Here is an 18,601-nt window from a genome sequence, read left to right on the forward strand (position 1 = left end):
GCTGAGCGGCCTCACGCTATGGGCGGCGGGCGTCCCTCCGATGGCGCGCGGGTGAACGCCTCGTGAAGACGCGGTCAGCCGCGCGGATCGATGACGGGCACGGCGGAGAGGAGGCGCCGCGTGTACGGGTCCTGCGGATCGCCGAGGACGCGCTCGGTCGGCCCCCGCTCGACGATGCGCCCGTCCTTCATGACGACGACGACGTCGCACAGGTTCTGCACGACGCCGATGTCGTGCGACACGAGCACGAGCGTCATCCCGTCATCGCGTCGGAGCTCGCCGAGGAGGGCGAGGATCTGCGCGCGCACGGTGACGTCGAGCGCAGAGAGCGGCTCGTCGCCGACGAGGGTCTCGGGGCCGTGGGCGAGTGCGCGGGCCAGCGCGATGCGCTGCCGCTGACCTCCCGAGAACTCGTGCGGATGGCGCCCGGCCGCGTCGGCGGGGAGGCCCACCCGCGCCAGGAGCTCGCGGACGCGCGCCGGCCGGTCGACGTCGACGCCGAGCGCCCACAGCGGCTCCGCGACGATGCGCTCCACCGTCATCCGCGGATCGAGCGACGCGTACGGGTCCTGGAACACGATGCCGGTGGCCCGGCGCAGCCAGTGCAGCGAGCGCGCCCGCGCTCGCGCGTCGACCGCGCGCCCGCCGTACTCGACCGTGCCGCCGGTCGGGATGTCGAGCCCGAGCAGCAGGCGCACGAGGGTCGACTTGCCCGATCCCGACTCGCCGATGATCCCGACCGACTCGCCGCGGCGGATGTCGAGGTCGACGGGGTGCAGCGCGACCGCGTCGCGCCGCGGGGCGAACGGATGCGGGCGCGGTGACGGATAGCTCCGCTCGAGCGCGCGGGCGCGCAGGAGGACGTCAGCCATCCGCTTCTCCTCCCTTCGGCCGCCACAGCGTCGCGGTCGCGTCGCGCAGCAGCGCGCGCGTGACGGGATGGGCGGGGGCGGTGAGCAGGTCTGCCACGGGCGCCGCCTCCACGACGCGCCCGTGCTCGAGGACGACGCCGTGCGTGGCGACCTGCGACAGCACGGCGAGGTCGTGCGTGATGAAGACGAGCGACATGCCGTCCTCCGCGACGAGCGAGAGCAGCAGCCGCAGGACCTCCGCCTGGATGGTCACGTCGAGCGCGGTCGTCGGCTCGTCGGCGATGAGGAGGCGGGGGCGGCAGGCGAGCGCCATGGCGAGCGCGACGCGCTGCCGCTGACCTCCCGACAGCTGGTGCGGATACCGCGCGACGAGGCGCTCGGGGTCGGGGAGGGCGACGCGCGCGGCCTCGGCGGCGGCGATGCGGGCGGCCTCGCGGCGGCCCGCCCCACGGTGGATGCGGACCGACTCGGCGATCTGCCGTCCGACCGTGCGGATGGGGTTGAGCGCCGTCTGCGGCTCCTGGAACACCATCCCGATCTCGTCCCCGCGCAGGCGCGCGAGGTCGCGGTCGGCCATCCCGAGGATCTCCGTGCCGTTCCAGCGCACGCTGCCGGTCGCCGTCGCGCCGTCGGGGAGAAGCCCGACGACGGCGAGGGCCGTGAGCGACTTGCCGGAGCCCGACTCGCCGATCAGCCCGAGCCTGGCGCCGTCGGCCACGGAGAACGACACCCCGTCGACGACGCGTCGCCCCCCGACCTCGATCGAGAGCCCGTCCACCTCGAGGGTCATGCCGTGCGCTCCCCTCGAACGGCCATCCGATCGCCCGGCGCACACCTGATTCCCCCCACTCGCGTGTGCTCTCGTCCAACGGATATCCGTTGGACGAGAGGCCACGCGAAAGCGCGAGAACGGATGAGCGTTCGACACGCGGATGTGCTCATGCGATCACCGTCGGCTCGTGCGCCTGCGGCTTGGCGTCGCCGCGGCGCAGCGTGGGGTCGGTCGCCTCGCGCAGCGCGTCGCCGAGGAGGTTGAGAGCGAGCACCGTGACGGTGATCGCGAGGCCCGGCCAGAGCACGGAGAGGGGGTGGAGGGCGATGTAGCGCTGCGATTCGCCGAGGAGCAGGCCCCAGCTCGGCTCCGTCACAGGCGCCCCGAACCCGAGGTACGACAGGCCGGCCTCCGCGAGCACCGCGGCCGCCATCGACCACGACAGCTGCACGATGAAGACGGGGAGGACGTTGGGGAGCAGATGCCGCACGAGGATCTGCGCCGGTGTGAGCCCCGACGCCCGCGCGGCGAGCACGAAGTCGCTGCGCTGCACGCGGCGAAGCTCCACGCGCGCGACGCGCGCGATGTTCACGCCGAAGCCGATCCCGACCGACCACACGACGACCCACAGCGACCCTCCCCACACCCCCGACAGCATCATGGCGATGAGCAGGACGGGGAAGGCGATGAGGATGTCGACGAGCACGGCGACCGCCTCCCGCACGGGGCGCGCCGTGAGGGCGCCGAGCGCGGCCAGCAGCACGCCGACGGCGGTGGCGACGACACCCGATCCGACCGCCACGAGCACGGTCGTCCGGGCGCCCACCATGAGCAGGCTGAGGATGTCGCGGCCGTTGCCGTCTCCGCCGAGCAGGTGGGGCCATCCCGGCCCCGTCCAGCGGATGGCGAGGTCGACCGTGCGCGGATCGAACGGCGTCCACACGAGGGAGACGAGCGCCGTGGCCGCGATCGCGACCGCGACGACGAGCCCGAACCGGCCCGTGCCGATGGCCCACAGCCTCCTCATGCCGCCTCCCGCTGCCGGGGATCGACGAGCCGGTGCACGAGGTCGACGACGAAGCCGACGACGAGCACGAGGCCGGTGAGGGCGAGGAGCTCGCCCTGCACCTTGACGAGGTCGCGCGCGCCGACGTCGGCGACGAGCATGCGGCCGACGCCGGGGAGGTTGAAGACCTGCTCGATGACGACGGCGCCCACCACGATCCCCGCGATCTGCAGGCCGAGCACGGTGACGATCGAGAGGCCGACCGACGGCAGCCCGTGGCGTACGAGCGCCTGTGTGCGGGTGAGCCCCTTCGCCGCGGCCGTGCGCACGTGGTCCTGGCCCATCGCCTGCAGCGTGGCGCTCCGCACGAATCGCAGGAGCAGCGCACCCTCGACGACGCCGATGGTGAGGGCAGGCAGCAGGAGGGAGCGCAGCGCCGCGGCGGGGTCGGCCCACCCTCCCCTGGGGAAGCCCTGGGCGGGCAGCCATCCGAGGGCGATCGCGAACACGACGACGAGCATCATGCCGGCCCACACGACGGGGACCGCGGCGAGGAGCTGCGCGGCCACGCTGATGGCCGTTCCGGAGGGGCGCCCCCGCCGCACCGCCGAGAGCACGCCGAAGGGGAGCGCGACGAGGAGCGCGATGAGGAGCGAGAGGAGTCCGAGCGGCACCGTGATCTGGGCCTTGCGCGCCAGCTCGTCGGCGACCGACGCGCCCGTCAGCAGCGATCTCCCGAGGTCGCCCGTCGCGACCCCGGCCATCCATTCGGCGTACTGCGCGAGAAGGGGGCGCTCCAGGCCCAGGCTCTCTCGGATGGCCGCCACCTGCTCGGGGGTGCCCTCCGTCCCGGCGACGAGCTGCGCGACGTCGCCGGGAAGGACGCGAAGCGTCGCGAAGACGAGGACGCTCGCGACGACGAGGCCCAGCGCGAGCAGCGCGAGCCTCGTCAGCGCGTAGCGGATCACGTCGGGATCAGCCCGCGAGGGTGACGCCGGCGAGGTCGAGGCGGGAGTTGATCGAGTCGACGGGGAACCCCTCGACGCCGTCGCCGACCGCCACGATCGTCTCGCCCGCGTAGAGCCAGTCGGCGGCGTGGTCCTCCGAGACGATCCGGGCGGCCTGCGCGAGCAGGTCGGCGGAGTCGTCGGGGTCGAGCGCGGCGACCGACTGCGCGTACAGGTCCTGCACCTCGGCGTCGTCGTAGTGGAAGTAGTAGTCGGGGTCCGCCCAGGCGGCGAAGTCGCGCGGCTCGACGTGGTTGACGAAGCTCAGCTGGTAGTCGCCGTTGGTGTACACATCCTGCAGCCACACCGAGAACTCGACGGGGTTCACGGTGAGCTCGACGCCGATGTCGTTGAACGCGGAGACGAGGAAGGTCGACGCCGTCGTGCCGTAGAAGGAGGGGATGGTGAGCTCGAGCTCGAGGCCCTCCGCGCCCGCCTCGGCGAGCAGCTCCTGCGCGCGCTCCGGGTCGTGGGGCGCCACGTCGGACAGGTCCTCGTAGCCGGGGTCGAGCTCAGGGATCGGGCCGTACAGCGGCGTGCCGGCGCCCACGGCCTCGATGAGGGCGTCGTGGTCGATCGCGAGGCGCAGCGCCTCGCGTACGCGGACGTCGTCGAGGGGAGCGGCGGCGTTGTTGAACGCGAGCACGTACTTGTCTGTCGTCTTTCCCGTCGTCAACGTGAACCCGTTCTGGCCGTCGAGCTGCGGGGCGAGCTGCGGGTCGACGGCCGTGAGCACGTCGAGCGAGCCGTCGAGTGCCGCGTTGACGCCGGCCGTGAAGTCGGGGATGTAGCTCGCGACGACCTCGGCGACGCCGGCCGGCTCGCCCCAGTAGTCGTCGTTGCGGGCGAGCACGATGCTGTCGCCCTGGTTCCACTCCGCGAGCGAGAACGGCCCCGTGCCGTTGGCCGACGTCTGCAGGTCGGTGTCGTCGCCCTCCTCGAAGACGAGTCCCGCGGGCCCGGTCAGTGCGAACAGGAGGTTCTGGTCGGGCGTCGACAGCGCGATCTCGACGGACGACTCGTCGGGGGCGGTGATCGACGCGACGGCGGCGAGCTCGGTGTGCCCGACGATGCTCTCGTCGTCGACCACCTGCTGCAGCGACGAGACCACGTCCTGCGCGTCGAGCGGCTCGCCGTCGTGGAAGGCCACTCCGTCGGCGAGCGCGAACGTGTACACGAGGCCGTCGTCGGACACGTCCCATGCGGTGGCGAGCGAGGGGACGACCTCGTTCTCCTGCGTGCGCGTGACGAGGCCCTCGTAGACGTTGTCGACGAGGATCTGCTCGAGCGCCGCGCCCGAGGTGCGGCGGATGTCGAGGTTGGTCGGCTCGAGGACGAGCCCGACGCGCAGGCTGGCGTCGGCTTCCGGCTGCTCCGCATCGGGGGACGCCGCGCAGCTCGCCAGCACGAGCGCGGGGACGGCGAGCGCGGCGACGGCGGCGGCGCGGATGGTGCGGGTCATGCTTCCTCCTCCTGTGCGACCTGCGCCGGGTCGGCGAGGCGCGAGATGAGCGCTGCGAGGTCCGCGAACGCGACCTCCTGCACGTTGTGGGGCGCGTCCAGGACGACGACGTCGCCGCCGGTCCGGCGCGCGAAGTCGTCGGCGTCGGCCGGCGACACGAAGCCCTCCGTCGCCCGCACGAGGGTGATGGGCGCGGTCGCGGCAGCGAGATCCGACCATCCGTCGTCGGGGGAGAGCGCCGCACCCGCGGAACCGTCGGCGATGAGGCGGGCGTAGTGGTGCTTCCACTCCACGCGCCCGTCGTCGCGCACCCGCGAGTTGAGGACCACGCCCCGCCTGGCCTGCGCGGGGGATCCGCCGAGGCCGAAGGACAGCGCGTGCTCCACGAGCGCGTCGTGCGAGTCGAACACGGTCCTCTCGTAGAAGCGGCGCAGCGCCGCCGGCCCGGCGGAGGAGTCGATCCCGGGCGTGATGTCGACGACGACGAGGCGCGCGACGAGATCCGGGCGTCGCGCGGCGACGGCCGCCGCCGTGAGGCCGCCCAGCGACTGGCCGACGAGGACGACGGGCGCCTGCGCCCACTCCTCGATCGCCGCCGCGACGTCGTCCGCGAGCACCCGGGGCGCGTAGGCGGCGTCGTCGCGCCACGAGGAGTCGCCGTGACCCGCCAGGTCGACCGCGAGCACGGGCGCGCCGAGCGCGATGACCGTGCTGTCCCATGTGTGGGCGTTGAGGCCCGCCCCGTGGAGGAGGACGACGCGCGGCGCGCCCGCCGCCGCGTCGCCCGCCGCGAGCGCGCTGAGCGTGCGCCCGTCGGGCAGGGTGAGCGCTCGGCGGCGAACCTCGGGGACGGGGCGCCCCTGCAGGGCCGCCTGCTCCGGCAGGAACGCGAACTCGTCGGATGTCGCGTGCACGCTGACCACGGTGCTCCTCGGCTGTCTGGAGGACGCCGTCCGCGCCCTCGTCCATTCTGCCGAGCGGCGCCGCGGCACGGGAACTCGGGCACGGCGCGTTCGGACTCGTCCGGTAACAATGCCGCGCGGGCGCGGGGTATTCCGCGGTCGCTCCCCGTGCGGCGCGGGTAGGGTCGGATCATGGCGGAGCAGCGTGTGCACCTCGCGAAGTCGGCGATCGAGGCGTATCAGGCTCTCGACGCCTTCTCGAAGACCGTGGGCCGCGTCGCGCGCGAGCACGGGATCGACGACCGTCTTAAGGAGCTCGTCCTCCTGCACTGCTCGCAGCTGAACGGATGCGCGTACTGCGTGCGCGTGCACGCGGACCGCGCGGCGCGGGCGGGACTCGGGGCCGACGAGCTCACTCAGCTCGCGGTGTGGCGCGAGTCGGGCGTCTTCACGGAGCGCGAGCGGGCGGCGTTCGAGCTCGCCGAGGCGCACACGTTCATCCACCGCGACGGCATCCCCGACGACGTCTACGACCGTGTCGGCGGCGTGCTGAGCGAGCAGGAGTACGTCGCGGTGAGCTGGCTGGCGATCTCGATCAACGCCTTCAACCGGCTCGCGATCGCGGGGCGCTACCCCGTCCCGCCGAGGGATCCGAACCCCGCCGCCTGAGGTAAGGCAACCCTTCCGAGCGTGTAGGATGGGGGTGTCATGGAGAGCATCGAGACGACCCCCGAGCACGGCGCGAAGGCCTGCCGTGCGTCGCGCCACGCGCGCGTGCAGCACCTCATCACGGCCGACGAGCACGCGCTCGTCGACCTCGAGCTGCTCGTCGCGACGCTGCCGATCTGCTCGACGGGTCGCATCTTCATCGAGGTGCCCGATGCGTCGTGGATCGCGCCGATCGCGGCACCCGCGCGGATGATCGTGACCTGGCTCGACCGTTCGAGCCGTTCCGGCGCCCCCGGCACGGGGAGGGCGTGCGCCCCCGGCCAGGCGCTGTCGCGGGCCGTCACCGCATGGGCGGACGAGATGATGTGCACGGGCGACGACGCGACGCGCGTGACCCTGCTCGGCGGGTTCCTCGGGACCGCCGACATCGTCGACCACCTCACAGAGATCGTGGGGACGCCCGCGTCGGCCATCCACGTGCCCGACGCGTTCGCCGCCCTCATCCGCTGACGTAGCCGCCGTCCTCCAGGCCGGCCTCGATCTCGAAGCGGTTGCGGAGCGGGTCGCGTCCGGCGAGCAGGTAGAGGACGGGCATGAGGATGCCGTAGCGGCGCCACTGGCGCACGTGCACGGCCTCGTGGCGGAGCACCCGGTCGGATGGCCGCCGCCCCGTGAGGAAGCAGCCGCCGACGCACACGCCGCCGCGCGGGAACGTGCCGCGCGGCATGCCCTGGAAGACGAGGAGGCCGCCTCGCCGCTCCACGCGGCCCCTCGACCAGAGCCCGCCCCACAGCCATCCGAGCGCCGTGCCCCACCAGTAGCCGACGCGGCTCACGGGCGAGTCGAGCAGCCAGCGCGGGATCCGCGCGTCGACGCGCCGTCCTTCCGCGACCTTGAGCTCGGCGATCTCGCGCCAGTGCCGCGGGACCGGCCCTGAGGGGAAGGTGATGCGCATGCGTCCATCTTCGCCGCGTTTTGGGGCGACTGTTGCGGATGTCGCGATGATCCGGGTCGGGTGTCGCCGCGTTTCGGGGCGGCTGTTGCGGGTTTCGCCGCGTTTCGGGGCGAAACCCGGGCGGGGATAACCCGGGCCGGGATGACCCGGCCCGGGGTCAGCCAGGGCGGGGATCACACGAAGCGGTTGACGAGCGGGACGCCGGCCACCGTGATCTCGACGACCGCGGGCAGCTCGATGGGGAACGCCGACCGCGGTGCGCCGGTCATGACGACGTCGCCGGGCCCGAGCTCGACCCAGGCTGCGACGTAGGCGAGGCACTCGGCGACGGACGCCGGGAGCTCGCGCGCTCCCGTGCGCACCCGCTCCACCCCATCGATCCGCACGATGAGCTCGGCCGTCTCGGGGTCCGCCGCCGTGTCGATCCACGGCCCGAGCGGCGTGTACCCCTCGCCGCCCTTGACCTCGAAGTTGCGGATGTCCGGCCGGTCGGGGCTCGACACGTCGTTCACGGCGGTGACACCGAGGACGTACTCGCGCGCGGTCGCGGCGGTCAGCCCCCGCGTGGATCGGCCGATGACGACGGCGACCTCGCCCTCGATCACGGTGCGGCCGGCGTCGCGGCGCGCGGTCACCTGCGCGCCGCTCGCGGCGACGGTGCGCGGGCTCTTCAGCCAGGCGCCGATCGCGCCGCCGGGCTCGGCGGGCTGGGCGATGCCGACCACGACGGTCGGGGCGGCGGCGGGGAGGAGCTGCGCGTCGGCGAAGACGGCGCCGACGGGCTCCGGCTCGACCCCGCGCGCGAACACCTCGTACGGGTCTGCGACGGGCTGCCATCCGCCGTCGACCGGCACGGCGTGCACGGCGGCGCCCGTCGGGAGGGCGATGCGCGCGAGCCTCATCGGCCGTCCGCCACGACGACCGAGACGAGGCCCGTGTCCTTCTCGTCCGTCGACACGCGCACGGCGTCCTGGACGCGGAGCAGATCGCGGCTGCGCGTCTCCGGGATGAGGAAGGTCGAGGCCGTCGTGATGGCGGCGAGCGTCGCCAGGTAGAGGCCCATGACGACCCAGTTTCCGTCGGTCAGGGTGAGCAGCCACGTGCCGAGGACGCCCGCGAGGCCGCCGGCGAGCACGGCGGAGATCTCGCGCGCCATGGCGACGCCGAGGTAGCGGTGGCGGTTGCCGAACATCTCGGGCAGCAGCGCGCACTGCGGGCCGAGCATGGAGTTGACCGCGACGCCGATGCCCACTGCGATGACCGCGACCGTGAGGAACGGGTCGCCGAGCGACAGCATCCACCATGCGGGGAAGGCGAACAGGAGCATGAACACGGCGCCGAAGCGGTAGACCGGGCGCCGGCCGACGCGATCGGAGATCCAGCCCGTGAGCGGGACGGTGAAGATGCCGATGAGCGAGCCGATCGTCACGCCCCACGTGGCGATGCCGCGGTCGACGGGGTTGGCGATGAAGGTGCCCGCTACGAACGCGAGCGACACGTTCTGGAAGATGTACGAGCCGCCGTTCTCGGCCATCCGCAGGCCGATGCCCGTGATGACGCCCGGCATGCCCGTCGTGAAGATGTCGCGGAACGGGTGTGCCGCGACCTGCTCGTGCTTCTCCAGCTCGACGAACGTCGGCGTCTCGCGCAGGCGCATCCGGATGAACAGCGCGATGAGGATGAGGAGGAACGAGGCGAGGAAGGGCACGCGCCATCCCCACGAGAGGAACGCGTCCTCCGGCATGAGCGACAGCCCGGAGAACACCAGAGCGGCGAGCAGCGTGCCCGCCTGGATGCCGATGAAGGGGAGCGCGGCGAAGAAGCCGCGCTGCCGGACTGGCGCGTACTCCGCCATGAGCACCGTCGCGCCGGCCTGCTCGGCACCGGCGCCGAAGCCCTGCAGGAGCCGCATGACGACGAGGAGGACGGCCGCCCATGCGCCGACGACCTCGTAGGTGGGAAGGAGGCCGATGGCGGTCGACGCGCCGCCCATGAGCAGGATGGTGACGACGAGGACCCACTTGCGCCCGAGGCGGTCGCCGATCGTGCCGAAGAAGAAGCCGCCGAACGGCCGGGCGACGAACCCGACGCCGTAGACGGCGAAGGCGCCGATGATGCCCATCGCGGGGTCGGCCGGATCGAAGAACAGGCGGTTGAAGACGAGGGCGGTCATGAGGCCGTAAAGGGCGAAGTCGAAGTACTCCAGCGCGCTGCCCACGCTCGAGGCCAGCGTGGCCCTGCGCAGATTTGCGGCGTACTCCGGATCGTCCTGGAAGCTCGTCGGGTTCGAGGCTGTGCTCACGTCATCTCCTTCGATGAGATCTCCGCGGGTGGCGGGACCTCGACAACGTACCACATGCCGAACGGTGTGCAACATGCTGGACGAATGGCCCGATTGTGGGCGCGCGGCAGCGGCCTTCGCCGCGATTCGCGGCGAAACCGGTCACGTTCGCCGCGAATCGCGGCGAAACAGGCGCCTCAAGCCGACCGGCTCGCGAGCGGGTTGGTGAGGAGGGCTGCCGCGGCCAGCAGTGCGCCCCCGACGCGGGCCACGCGCTCGCCGTCGGCGTCGTCGGCGCCCAGCGCCGCGCCCATCGCGAGCGGCGGATCGCTCGGGTTCCAGGGCGGCAGCGGCACGGCGACGCCCGTGATGCCCGCGAACGAGCTGCTCTCGTCGATCGCGTACCCGCGCTCCCGGGTCTCGGCGAGGAGGGGCAGCAGGGCGGACAGCGATGGGACGCTCCGATCCGTCACACTCGCGAACGCCCCATCGCTCAGCAGCTCGGCGACGTCGGCGTCGTCCATCGTCGACAGCACGGCGCGACCCGTCGCGCTCTGCGCCGCGGGAAGCCGCGATCCGAGCGGCGTACCGAGGCGATGCGGCGCCCGACCCTCGTGCCGGGCGAGGTAGAGCATGTCGGTGCCGTCCAGCATGGCGATCTGCACGACCTCGCGATGGAGCTCGGCCGAGGCCGAGCAGATCGCGAAGAACTCGCGCACCTGGTTGAACTGCATCGCGAAGGCGCCGCCGAGCTCGGCGGTCCGCCGCCCGAGGCGGAAGCCCCGCGCGTCGCGCTCGATCATCCCGCCCTCCTCGAGCGACGCGCAGAGGTTGGCCGCGGACGACTTCGCGATCCCGACCGCGCGCGCGAGTTCGCTCAGGGTCATGGGGACGCCCTCGGACGCCTCGAGGGCGGAGAGGATGCGCAGGGCGCGCGAGACGGCCGGGGCGGGATCCCGGTCGGGGGCGATGGGCATGGCGCTCCTTCGCGCCGGCGGAGCCGGCTCAGTAGAACTCGACGGTGTCCACCACGTTACGCAGGGGTTCGCCATCCAGCAGACGACGCGCGTTGTCGGCGAAGAGCCGGGCGATGCGGGCGTCCTCCTGCGTCGACAGCGCGGCCGTGTGCGGGCTGACGAGCACGCGCGGATGGCTCCACAGCGGGCTCTCCTGCGGCAGCGGCTCCACCTCGAACACGTCGAGGGCCGCGAACGACACGCGGCCGTCGTCGAGGGCCGAGAGCAGCGCCCTCTCGTCGATCACGGTGCCCCTGCCGACATTCGCGACGATCACGCCGGGCTTCGCGGCCTGCAGCAGCTCCTCGCCGACGAGGTGAGTGGTCTGATCGGTGCCGGGGAGCGTGACGACGATCGCATCGGCCGCGCCCGCGGCAGCGTGCAGCTCGTCGAGAGGGACGAGCCGGTCCACGCCGTCGACGGGGCGTCCCGATCGGCTCGTGCCCCATACCGTCGACCCGAACGCCGCGAACCGCTGCGCCACGGCAGCGCCGATGCCGCCGAGTCCGACCACGAGCACCGTCATCTCGTCGAGGTGGCGCATCGTCCAGCGGTCGTCCCATGCGCGGTCGGCCTGGGCCCGCTGCAGCCGAGGGAGGTCCTTCGCCCCCGCGAGCACGCCGAACACCGCGAACTCCGCGAGCGTCGATCCGTGGACGCCTGCGCTCGTCGTGAAGACGACGCGGTCGAGTTCCTCGCGTGTGAGGTCGGCGGCCTTCACCTGCGCGCCCCCGCCTGCCGCCATGACGTGCACCCATCGCAGGCGCGGATTGGCGCGCACGGTGCGCGCGAGCGCGCCGGGGTCGGTGTCGGGGAGGGAGAAGAGGATGTCCGCGCTGTCGACGAGCGCGTCGAAGGCGGACTGCTCCTGGTCGGTGCGCACGTGGGCGGGGTCGCCACCCCAGTCGGCCGGCCAGCGCATGGGCCGGTACAGTCGGTGATCGCGGACCACCTCGAGTCGCGGCTCGAGGCGCTCGATCTCCTGGCAGAGCTCCTCGGAGAGGTCTGCGGCGACGACGGCGCGCAGCCGTCCGGTGCTCTCGGTCATGGTCATCCTCTTCGATGGGAACGGTGTCGGCCCAGCATACCGAACCGGCCAATGATCTGAACGTCGTTCCATATCCTGAACAACGCGGCTAGGCTGAGGCGCATGACCGACGACGTTCGCACCGGGCCCCGTGTCGGGGTCATCGGCCTCGGCGCCATGGGGCGCCCCATGGCGGCCCATCTGCTCGCCGCCCATGGCGCCCTCGCCATCACCGGCCGCGCTCGCCGGCACGGCGACCTCGAGGCGGCGGGGGCGAGCTGGCACGACACGCCGCGCGCGCTCGCCGCAGAGGCGGATGTCGTGCTCTCGATGCTGCCCGACCTGCCGGAGCTCGAGCAGGCGCTCGCCGGCGACGACGGCCTGCTCGCCGGGATCGGGGGACCGCTGCTCCTGCTCATCGGCTCGACGTCCTCGGCCACCGCCGTCCGCGCGCTCGCCGACCGGCTCGCCGCCGAGACGGATGGCAGGGTGCGCGTCGTCGACAGCCCCGTCTCGGGCGGGGAGGACGGCGCGATCGCGGGGAGGCTGTCGATCATGCTCGGAGGCGAGGTGGAGGACACGGCGCTCGCCGCGCGCGTGCTCGCCCCGTGCGGGACGCCCGTGCGGCTCGGACCGCTCGGCGCGGGCGAGGTCGCGAAGTCGTGCAACCAGCTCGTCGTGTCGGCGACCATGCTCGCGCTCGCCGAGGCGACCGTGCTGGCGGACCGCAGCGGCATCGATCCCGCCGCGCTCTGGGACCTGCTGGGCGGGGGATACGCGGGGTCGAACCTGCTGCGCAGCCGCCGCGACAAGCTCGTGGAACGCGACTACAGCCCGTCCGGCGTGGCGAAGTACATGGTGAAGGACCTCCGCTTCGCCGGCGACGTGGCCGACGCGACGGACACCCGTCCGGTGCTCCTGCCTGCCCTGCGCGCCGCGTTCGACGAGCTCGTTGCGCGCGGTCTCGGAGACGACGATCTCGCCGTGGCGCGCCGGCTCGTCGAGGAGCGCTGAGGCGCGCCGGAGGCCAGACGGCATCCGGCCGGCGTCACCGGGCGAGGGCGCCGATGATGCGGAGGATGGTCCCCATGTCGTCCACCGCGGCGGCCGGAGTCGTGGGGGCGAACCCCGTCACCGACGCGCCGGCGAGGGGCAGCACGGCGCGCAGCGCGGCGATCGCCGCGACGAGATCGGACGGCGCGAGCCCGAACGGCTGCGCATCGGCGACCCCCGTGACATGGGCGGGGTCCAGCACGTCGAGGTCCACGTGCACGTACACGCGCGCCGCCCCCGTCGCCGCGACGGCCTCCACGAGCTCGCCGGCCTCGAACGTCGCCGCCGAGAGGTGCGCGATGCCGCTCCCGTCGAGGTAATCGGCCTCCTCGTCCTCCAGCGCACGGGCGCCGGCCAGCACGACGCGCTCCGGCGCGATCGCGCGCTCGCCGAGCGAGAGCGACGGATGGCCGCCGCCGAGGACCGCGCGCAGGGCCATCCCCGCGAACGCGGCGGACGGCGACGTGTCGGGCTCGTGCAGGTCGCCGTGCGCGTCGAACCACACCACGGCGAGATCATCCCCGGCGACGTGGGCTACGGCGGGGACGGCGACTCCGCAGTCTCCGCCCACGACCACGACGTGCCCGTCGGACTCGTTCGCCTGCAGATCGGCGGCGACCGCGTCGCGGATGCGATGCAGCGCGCTCGCACGCGCGACGCCCGTGCCGATCGCATCGCCCGCCTCGAGCGGGACCTCGATGGTCGTGCACGCGGCACGGGGGAGGTCGCCGGCGATGATCTCGGCGCCGTCGATGAACGCCATCGCGCGGGCGGAGGGCGATCCCTGCCACTGGGGGACGACGAGGAAGCGAGCCATCTCCCCATCCTCCTCCCGGCCGGGCCTGCGCGCGACCGGTCGGCGCGGCGAGAGCAGCCGCGGACGCGACGACGCCGCCCTCCCGGAGGAGGACGGCGTCGTCGGGGCGCTGGTCAGGCGCCGAGCTGGCCCTGCGGCTGGCCGCCCGACTTCAGCGCAGCCAGGCGCGCCTCGACTTCGGTGAGCTCGCCGATGTCCTCGAGCGACTCGAATTGGGCGTCGAGGCTCGATGCGGCGATCTCGGCCTTGCCGGCCGCGAGCGCCTCCTGGCGGCGGACCTTGTCCTCGAAGCGGCCGAGCTCGCTCGTCGGGTCCATGACGTCGATCGACTTGACGGCGTCGTGCACGCGGTTCTGCGCCTCGGCGGTCTTGGCGCGCGCGAGCAGCTCGGCGCGCTTGCCCTTCAGCTGCTCGAGCTTGACCTTCATGCCGTTGAGGCCGTCCTTGAGCTTGTTGACGACCTCGGTCTGCTGCGCGAGCTGCGGCTCGACGGCCTTGATCTCGTTCTCGGCCGAGAGCTGGCGCTGCAGCGCGACCTTCGCGAGGTTGTCGAACTTGTCGGCGTCGGCGGTGTTGCCCGTCGCGCGCAGCTCGTCGGCCTTGCGGCTCGCCGCGAGCGCCTTATTGCCCCACTCGGTCGCGGTCTGGCGGTCCTCCGCCGTGTCGCGCTCGAGCAGACGCAGGTTGCCGATCGTCTCGGCGATGGCGGCCTCGGCGTCGGCGATGTTGTTCGTGAAGTCGCGCACGAGCTGGTCGAGCATCTTCTCCGGGTCCTCGGCCTGGTCGATCAGGGCGTTGACGTTCGCCTTGATGAGGGTCGAGATGCGTCCGAAGATCGACTGCTTGGTCATCGGTGTTCCCTTTCGGTTGGGGTCGGTGTCGGGGGGATGCGGGGTGCGGGAGCGTTCGTCTTCAGAATCGGCGACCTCCGCTGCGTCCGGATCGGCCGCCGCCTCCGAAGGAGCGCCCGCCCGAGCGGCCGCCGCGGCTGCTGCTGCGACCGCCGCCGAACGAGCCGCCGCGCGAACGGCTTCCGCCTCCGCCGCTCCATCCGCCGCCGCCGCCGAAGAGGCCGCCGCCGCCCCATCCGGAGCCCGAGCGGCGGTCGCCCATCGAGCTGCCGATGAGCCCGCCGAGGAGCCCGCCCAGGAAGTCGTCGCCGCCCGACGACCGCGTGGCGGTCGGGTAGCGCGTCTCGAACGAGCCCACGTCGCGCTGCGCCGACGCGATCGCGTCGTTCGCGAGCTGGAGCGCGTTCCGCGCGTGGCTCAGGGCCGTGGCGGGGTCGGCCTGCTGCAGGCCCTCCGCGCGTGCGAGGTCGGCGCCGGCCTGTGCGAGCCGCGTGCGCGCGTCGGCTCCCACGCCGCCGCGCCGTGCCGCGATGAACTCCTCGGCGGAGGCGATGGCGCTGCGCGCCTGCAGGATGGTCTGCGAGAGCAGCTGCGTCGCACGGTGCTGCCGGTCGGCAGCTTCGCGGCCCCCCGCGATGACGCGGTCGATCTCGTCGTCGGCCTTCTGCAGCGCCTCCAGCACGAGGAGGGGCCGGCGCCCCGCGCCCGCGAGGTTCTCGCGGGCCGTGGCGATCTGCTGCTCGGTGCGCGCGACCGCCCCGGCGACCTGGCCGTCGCCATCCGGGAGCTGCTTGGCCGCGGCGACGTCGCCTTCGAGCTCGGCGATGAGGGCGGCCGCCTGCTTCTCGCCCTCGGCGAGCGACGCGCCGAGCTGCGAGACGGCGGTGTCGAGACCGCGTGCCTGGGCGATCGCCTGCTCGGCGGTGCGGATGGCGACGGCCGCCTCGCCGCCCTTCCCCGCTCCGATCGCCTGCTGAGCCGCGACGAGCTGCTCGTCGGCGAACGCGAGACGCGCCTGCGCCTGCTCCGGGTTGTCGGCGACGGACGCGAGCGCCTCAGGCGCGTAGCGCGCCGAGAGCGTCGCGAGCTCCTGCCGCGCCTCCGCGACCACGCCGTCGGCCTGGCTCCGCTTCTCCTGCACCTGGGCGAGCGCCTCCGGCGCGTTCTGCTCCAGCTGACGCAGCTGCGCGAAGCCCTGGGCCTTCTCGTCGAGGGCGGCGTTCGCCTGCTCGCACAGGGCGATGATCTCGCCGTTCCAGGCGCGCACATCCGACTCGGCGTCCTTCTCGTGGTCGTCGAGCTGCGCCTTCCGCTCGAAGGCCCTGGCGAGCGAGGCCTTCGCCGCGGCGAGCGTCTCGCGGAACTCGCCCGTCGCGCCCTCGCCGAACTGCGCGATCGCGAATCCGAGCTCCTGCTCGCTCGTCCGCACGGCGTCGTCGGTGGCGATGAGGAGCGAGGCGGCCCGGCGCTGCAGCTCCTCGACGGGGACCGCGTCGGGGGGAGTGCTCCCGGTGTCGACGGCCGGTGTGCGGCGCCTGCGGGAGAGGAGCACGACGACGATGACGACGCCCGCCACGACGACGAGCCCGATGATCCACGGCCACGCGCCGCCGCCACCACGCGAGATGAAGGAGTCCGCCGCGACGTCGACGGCCGCCGCCCAGTCGTCGTCGGCGAGCGCCGCGCCGACGGCGGCCTCGATCTCGCTCACCCTCGCCTCGCCGACCGACCCGGAAGGGGGGTACGAGAGGGCGAGCGCCCGGCCATCCGTCGCGATGGCGAGGAGGTACTGGCCGTCGCCGAGGCTGTTGCGGTTCGCCGTCTCATCCGCCCATGCGAGCGGGTCGGACGGGCTCTCGAAGTCGTCGACGTACACGACCCACAGGTCGACGCCCTCCTCCGTGGACAGCTCACGCAGACGCGCGTCCGCCGCCTGCTCCTCGCTGTCGGTGAGCACGTCGGAGCCGTCGTAGACGCGGGAGGAGCCGAGGGCGACCGGCGTCTCGGCGAGCGCCGCCGTCGCCGTCCCGCCGATCAGGATCGTGAGTCCGGCGCACAGCACCGCGGTCCACCGTGCCCGCATGGCGACATCCCCTCCGCGGGCCGTCTCGGCCCCGCGAGACCGATCCTATGCATCGGGCGGCATGCGGGGGAACCCGCGGGTTGCGCCCACAGCGGATTCATCGGAGTCGCCGGGGTCCGGGCCCGGCGGCCCGCGGTCGCGGTGGACGGTCGCCCCGCCGAGCTGCGGGAGGGGCGTCACGGCGATGCGGCCCGCCGTCGTCGGGGCCTCGTGGTGGGATGGACGGGTGATGGAGGACAGGTACGGCGCCGACGTGCTCGCGGCCGGATGGCGCGAGGCCGGCAGGAAGACGTCGCGGCCGGTCGCCGCCGAGATCGACCTCGTCGTCGAGGTGGCGGGCGACGGCTACTGCGGGGCGATCACGCGCGTCGAGAACGGCAGCGTCGAGCTCGAGGACTGGAAGGGCCGCACGCGGGTCTTCCCCCTCGGCGCGGGGTTCCTCATCGACGGGGAGCCGGTCGCGCTCGTCGTGCCGAAGACGCAGCCGCAGGGCCGGCGCCGCACGGCGTCGGGGTCGTTCGTCGCCGACGACCAGCGCGCCAGGGTCGCGCTGCCCAGCCGCATCCTCGTCGAGGGCAAGCACGACGCCGAGCTCGTCGAGAAGGTCTGGGGAGCCGACCTGCGGGTCGAGGGGGTCACGGTCGAGTTCCTGCAGGGCGTCGACCTCCTCGACGACCTGCTGCGCGCCGAGCCGCCGTCGCGGACCCGCCGCTACGGCGTGCTCGTCGACCACCTCGTGCCGGGCTCCAAGGAGACGCGCATCGCCGAGGCGATCGCGCGCGGACCCCACGGGCGGCACGTGCGCATCGTCGGCCATCCATTCGTCGACGTCTGGCAGTGCGTCAAGCCGCAGGCCGTGGGGATCGCCCGATGGCCCGTCGTCCCGCGCGGCACGGACTGGAAGACCGGCATCTGCCGCGGGCTCGGATGGCCTGCCGAGACGAAGGAGGACCTCGGCCTCGCGTGGCAGCGCATCCTCTCGCGCGTCTCGACGTTCCGCGACATCGAGCCGGAGCTGCTCGGCCGCGTCGAGGAGCTCATCGACTTCGTCACCGAGCCGGCGGAATAGGCCGCGTCCTCGCGGAACGTACCCTGGGACCATGCCCGAAGACCGCACGTTCCGCGACCATCCCGTCTCGTTCGTCCGCCGCAGCGGGCGGATGTCGGAGGCGCAGGAGCGCGCGTGGGCCGAGCTCGCCCCCCGCTACGTCATCGACGTGCCGCGCGCGATCGCGTCGACCTCGGTCCACCCCGACGCGCGCCTCGTCCCCGCCGAGGCGTACGGACGCGAGGCGCCGTTCGTCGTGGAGATCGGCTCCGGCCAGGGGCACGCCATCGTGCACGCCGCGTCATCCGCGCCCGAGCGCGACTTCCTCGCCATCGAGGTGTTCCGCGCCGGGCTCGCCCGGACCATGCTCGACGCCGACGCGGCGGGCCTGCGCAACCTGCGGCTCGTCGAGGCCAACGCACCCGAGGTGCTCGAGACCCTCCTCCCCGAGGCGTCGGTCGACGAGGTCTGGATCTTCTTCTCCGACCCGTGGCACAAGAAGAAGCACAACAAGCGGCGGATGGTCCGCGACGGCTTCGGCGCTCAGTCCGGCCGGGCGCTCCGCGACGGCGGGCTGCTCCGGCTGGCGACGGACTGGGAGGACTACGCGCTGCAGATGCGGGAGGTGCTCGACGCGGCGCCCGAGTTCGAGCGCGCGTTCGACGGCGAGTGGGCCGATCGCTTCGACGGACGCGTCATGACGGCGTTCGAGCGCAAGGGCATCGACAAGGGCCGCGACATCCGCGATCTCGTCTACCGCCGCATCGCCCGGGGCTGACG

19 protein-coding genes are annotated in these 18,601 nt (G+C 73.3%); 5 read left to right on the forward strand and 14 right to left on the reverse strand.

Annotation, left to right across the window (positions count from 1 at the left end; translation table 11 throughout):
• Positions 1 to 74: 74 nt before the first annotated feature.
• The 6 genes from ABD998_RS12270 to ABD998_RS12295 form a co-directional block, all read right to left on the reverse strand.
• On the reverse strand, positions 75 to 872 hold the full coding sequence (locus tag ABD998_RS12270) for an ABC transporter ATP-binding protein (RefSeq protein WP_345439534.1): 798 nt from the start codon (positions 870 to 872) through the stop codon (positions 75 to 77).
• Complete coding sequence (locus ABD998_RS12275; RefSeq protein ID WP_345439536.1) at positions 865 to 1,662, reverse strand: ABC transporter ATP-binding protein; 798 nt, start codon at positions 1,660 to 1,662, stop codon at positions 865 to 867. Before ABD998_RS12275 ends, ABD998_RS12270 begins: the two co-directional genes overlap by 8 nt.
• A gap of 148 nt (positions 1,663 to 1,810) precedes the next feature.
• The gene (locus ABD998_RS12280) at positions 1,811 to 2,671 is read right to left on the reverse strand and encodes an ABC transporter permease (RefSeq protein ID WP_345439538.1); all 861 of its coding nucleotides are present in this window, start codon (positions 2,669 to 2,671) and stop codon (positions 1,811 to 1,813) included.
• Positions 2,668 to 3,618, reverse strand: coding sequence for an ABC transporter permease (locus ABD998_RS12285; RefSeq protein ID WP_345439540.1), 951 nt, complete (start codon positions 3,616 to 3,618; stop codon positions 2,668 to 2,670). Before ABD998_RS12285 ends, ABD998_RS12280 begins: the two co-directional genes overlap by 4 nt.
• 7 nt (positions 3,619 to 3,625) lie before the next feature.
• Entirely contained in the window at positions 3,626 to 5,119 is a 1,494-nt protein-coding gene (locus tag ABD998_RS12290; RefSeq protein WP_345439542.1) for an ABC transporter substrate-binding protein, read from the reverse strand.
• The gene (locus tag ABD998_RS12295) at positions 5,116 to 6,042 is read right to left on the reverse strand and encodes an alpha/beta fold hydrolase (protein ID WP_345439544.1); all 927 of its coding nucleotides are present in this window, start codon (positions 6,040 to 6,042) and stop codon (positions 5,116 to 5,118) included. Before ABD998_RS12295 ends, ABD998_RS12290 begins: the two co-directional genes overlap by 4 nt.
• A gap of 168 nt (positions 6,043 to 6,210) precedes the next feature.
• Between ABD998_RS12295 and ABD998_RS12300 the strand changes: the two genes are divergently transcribed.
• Entirely contained in the window at positions 6,211 to 6,690 is a 480-nt protein-coding gene (locus tag ABD998_RS12300; RefSeq protein WP_425562983.1) for a carboxymuconolactone decarboxylase family protein, read from the forward strand.
• A 39-nt stretch (positions 6,691 to 6,729) separates the two neighbouring features.
• On the forward strand, positions 6,730 to 7,200 hold the full coding sequence (locus ABD998_RS12305) for an SIP domain-containing protein (protein WP_345439548.1): 471 nt from the start codon (positions 6,730 to 6,732) through the stop codon (positions 7,198 to 7,200).
• Here ABD998_RS12305 and ABD998_RS12310 read toward each other — a convergent pair.
• From ABD998_RS12310 to ABD998_RS12330, 5 genes are all read right to left on the reverse strand, one after another.
• On the reverse strand, positions 7,190 to 7,645 hold the full coding sequence (locus ABD998_RS12310) for a Fe-S oxidoreductase (RefSeq protein WP_345439550.1): 456 nt from the start codon (positions 7,643 to 7,645) through the stop codon (positions 7,190 to 7,192). The two genes, ABD998_RS12305 and ABD998_RS12310, sit on opposite strands and share 11 nt — an antisense overlap.
• Before the next feature lie 173 nt (positions 7,646 to 7,818).
• On the reverse strand, positions 7,819 to 8,547 hold the full coding sequence (locus ABD998_RS12315; RefSeq protein WP_345439552.1) for a fumarylacetoacetate hydrolase family protein: 729 nt from the start codon (positions 8,545 to 8,547) through the stop codon (positions 7,819 to 7,821).
• On the reverse strand, positions 8,544 to 9,947 hold the full coding sequence (locus tag ABD998_RS12320) for an MFS transporter (RefSeq protein WP_345439554.1): 1,404 nt from the start codon (positions 9,945 to 9,947) through the stop codon (positions 8,544 to 8,546). Before ABD998_RS12320 ends, ABD998_RS12315 begins: the two co-directional genes overlap by 4 nt.
• A gap of 176 nt (positions 9,948 to 10,123) precedes the next feature.
• Positions 10,124 to 10,903, reverse strand: a complete 780-nt coding sequence (locus ABD998_RS12325; RefSeq protein ID WP_345439556.1) for an IclR family transcriptional regulator — start codon at positions 10,901 to 10,903, stop codon at positions 10,124 to 10,126.
• Between the two features lie 28 nt (positions 10,904 to 10,931).
• Positions 10,932 to 11,990 carry a D-2-hydroxyacid dehydrogenase gene (locus tag ABD998_RS12330; protein ID WP_345439558.1) on the reverse strand — a complete coding sequence of 353 codons (1,059 nt, stop codon included), beginning with the start codon at positions 11,988 to 11,990 and terminating at the stop codon, positions 10,932 to 10,934.
• Between the two features lie 102 nt (positions 11,991 to 12,092).
• Here ABD998_RS12330 and ABD998_RS12335 point away from each other — a divergent pair, with 102 nt between their 5' ends.
• The gene (locus ABD998_RS12335; RefSeq protein ID WP_345439560.1) at positions 12,093 to 12,983 is read left to right on the forward strand and encodes an NAD(P)-dependent oxidoreductase; all 891 of its coding nucleotides are present in this window, start codon (positions 12,093 to 12,095) and stop codon (positions 12,981 to 12,983) included.
• Between the two features lie 34 nt (positions 12,984 to 13,017).
• On the opposite strand, the gene ABD998_RS12340 is transcribed toward ABD998_RS12335, so the two are convergent.
• The 3 genes from ABD998_RS12340 to ABD998_RS12350 all read right to left on the reverse strand — a co-directional run bounded on the left by ABD998_RS12340 (position 13,018) and on the right by ABD998_RS12350 (position 16,773).
• Positions 13,018 to 13,839, reverse strand: a complete 822-nt coding sequence (locus ABD998_RS12340; protein ID WP_345439562.1) for an arginase family protein — start codon at positions 13,837 to 13,839, stop codon at positions 13,018 to 13,020.
• Positions 13,840 to 13,952: 113 nt separating this feature from the next.
• Positions 13,953 to 14,690, reverse strand: coding sequence for a PspA/IM30 family protein (locus tag ABD998_RS12345; protein ID WP_345439564.1), 738 nt, complete (start codon positions 14,688 to 14,690; stop codon positions 13,953 to 13,955).
• Between the two features lie 61 nt (positions 14,691 to 14,751).
• Positions 14,752 to 16,773 (reverse strand): TPM domain-containing protein, encoded by a 2,022-nt coding sequence (locus ABD998_RS12350; protein WP_345439566.1) that lies wholly within the window; start codon positions 16,771 to 16,773, stop codon positions 14,752 to 14,754.
• Positions 16,774 to 17,002: 229 nt separating this feature from the next.
• Here ABD998_RS12350 and ABD998_RS12355 point away from each other — a divergent pair, with 229 nt between their 5' ends.
• Positions 17,003 to 17,842: a DUF3097 domain-containing protein gene (locus tag ABD998_RS12355; protein ID WP_345439881.1), complete on the forward strand. Its 840-nt coding sequence runs from the start codon at positions 17,003 to 17,005 to the stop codon at positions 17,840 to 17,842.
• Between the two features lie 31 nt (positions 17,843 to 17,873).
• Positions 17,874 to 18,599: a tRNA (guanosine(46)-N7)-methyltransferase TrmB gene (gene trmB / locus ABD998_RS12360; protein ID WP_345439568.1), complete on the forward strand. Its 726-nt coding sequence runs from the start codon at positions 17,874 to 17,876 to the stop codon at positions 18,597 to 18,599.
• The last annotated feature ends 2 nt before the right edge of the window (positions 18,600 to 18,601 follow it).

It is taken from the genome of Microbacterium gilvum (assembly GCF_039543865.1).
In the GTDB taxonomy this organism is placed as follows: domain Bacteria; phylum Actinomycetota; class Actinomycetes; order Actinomycetales; family Microbacteriaceae; genus Microbacterium; species Microbacterium gilvum.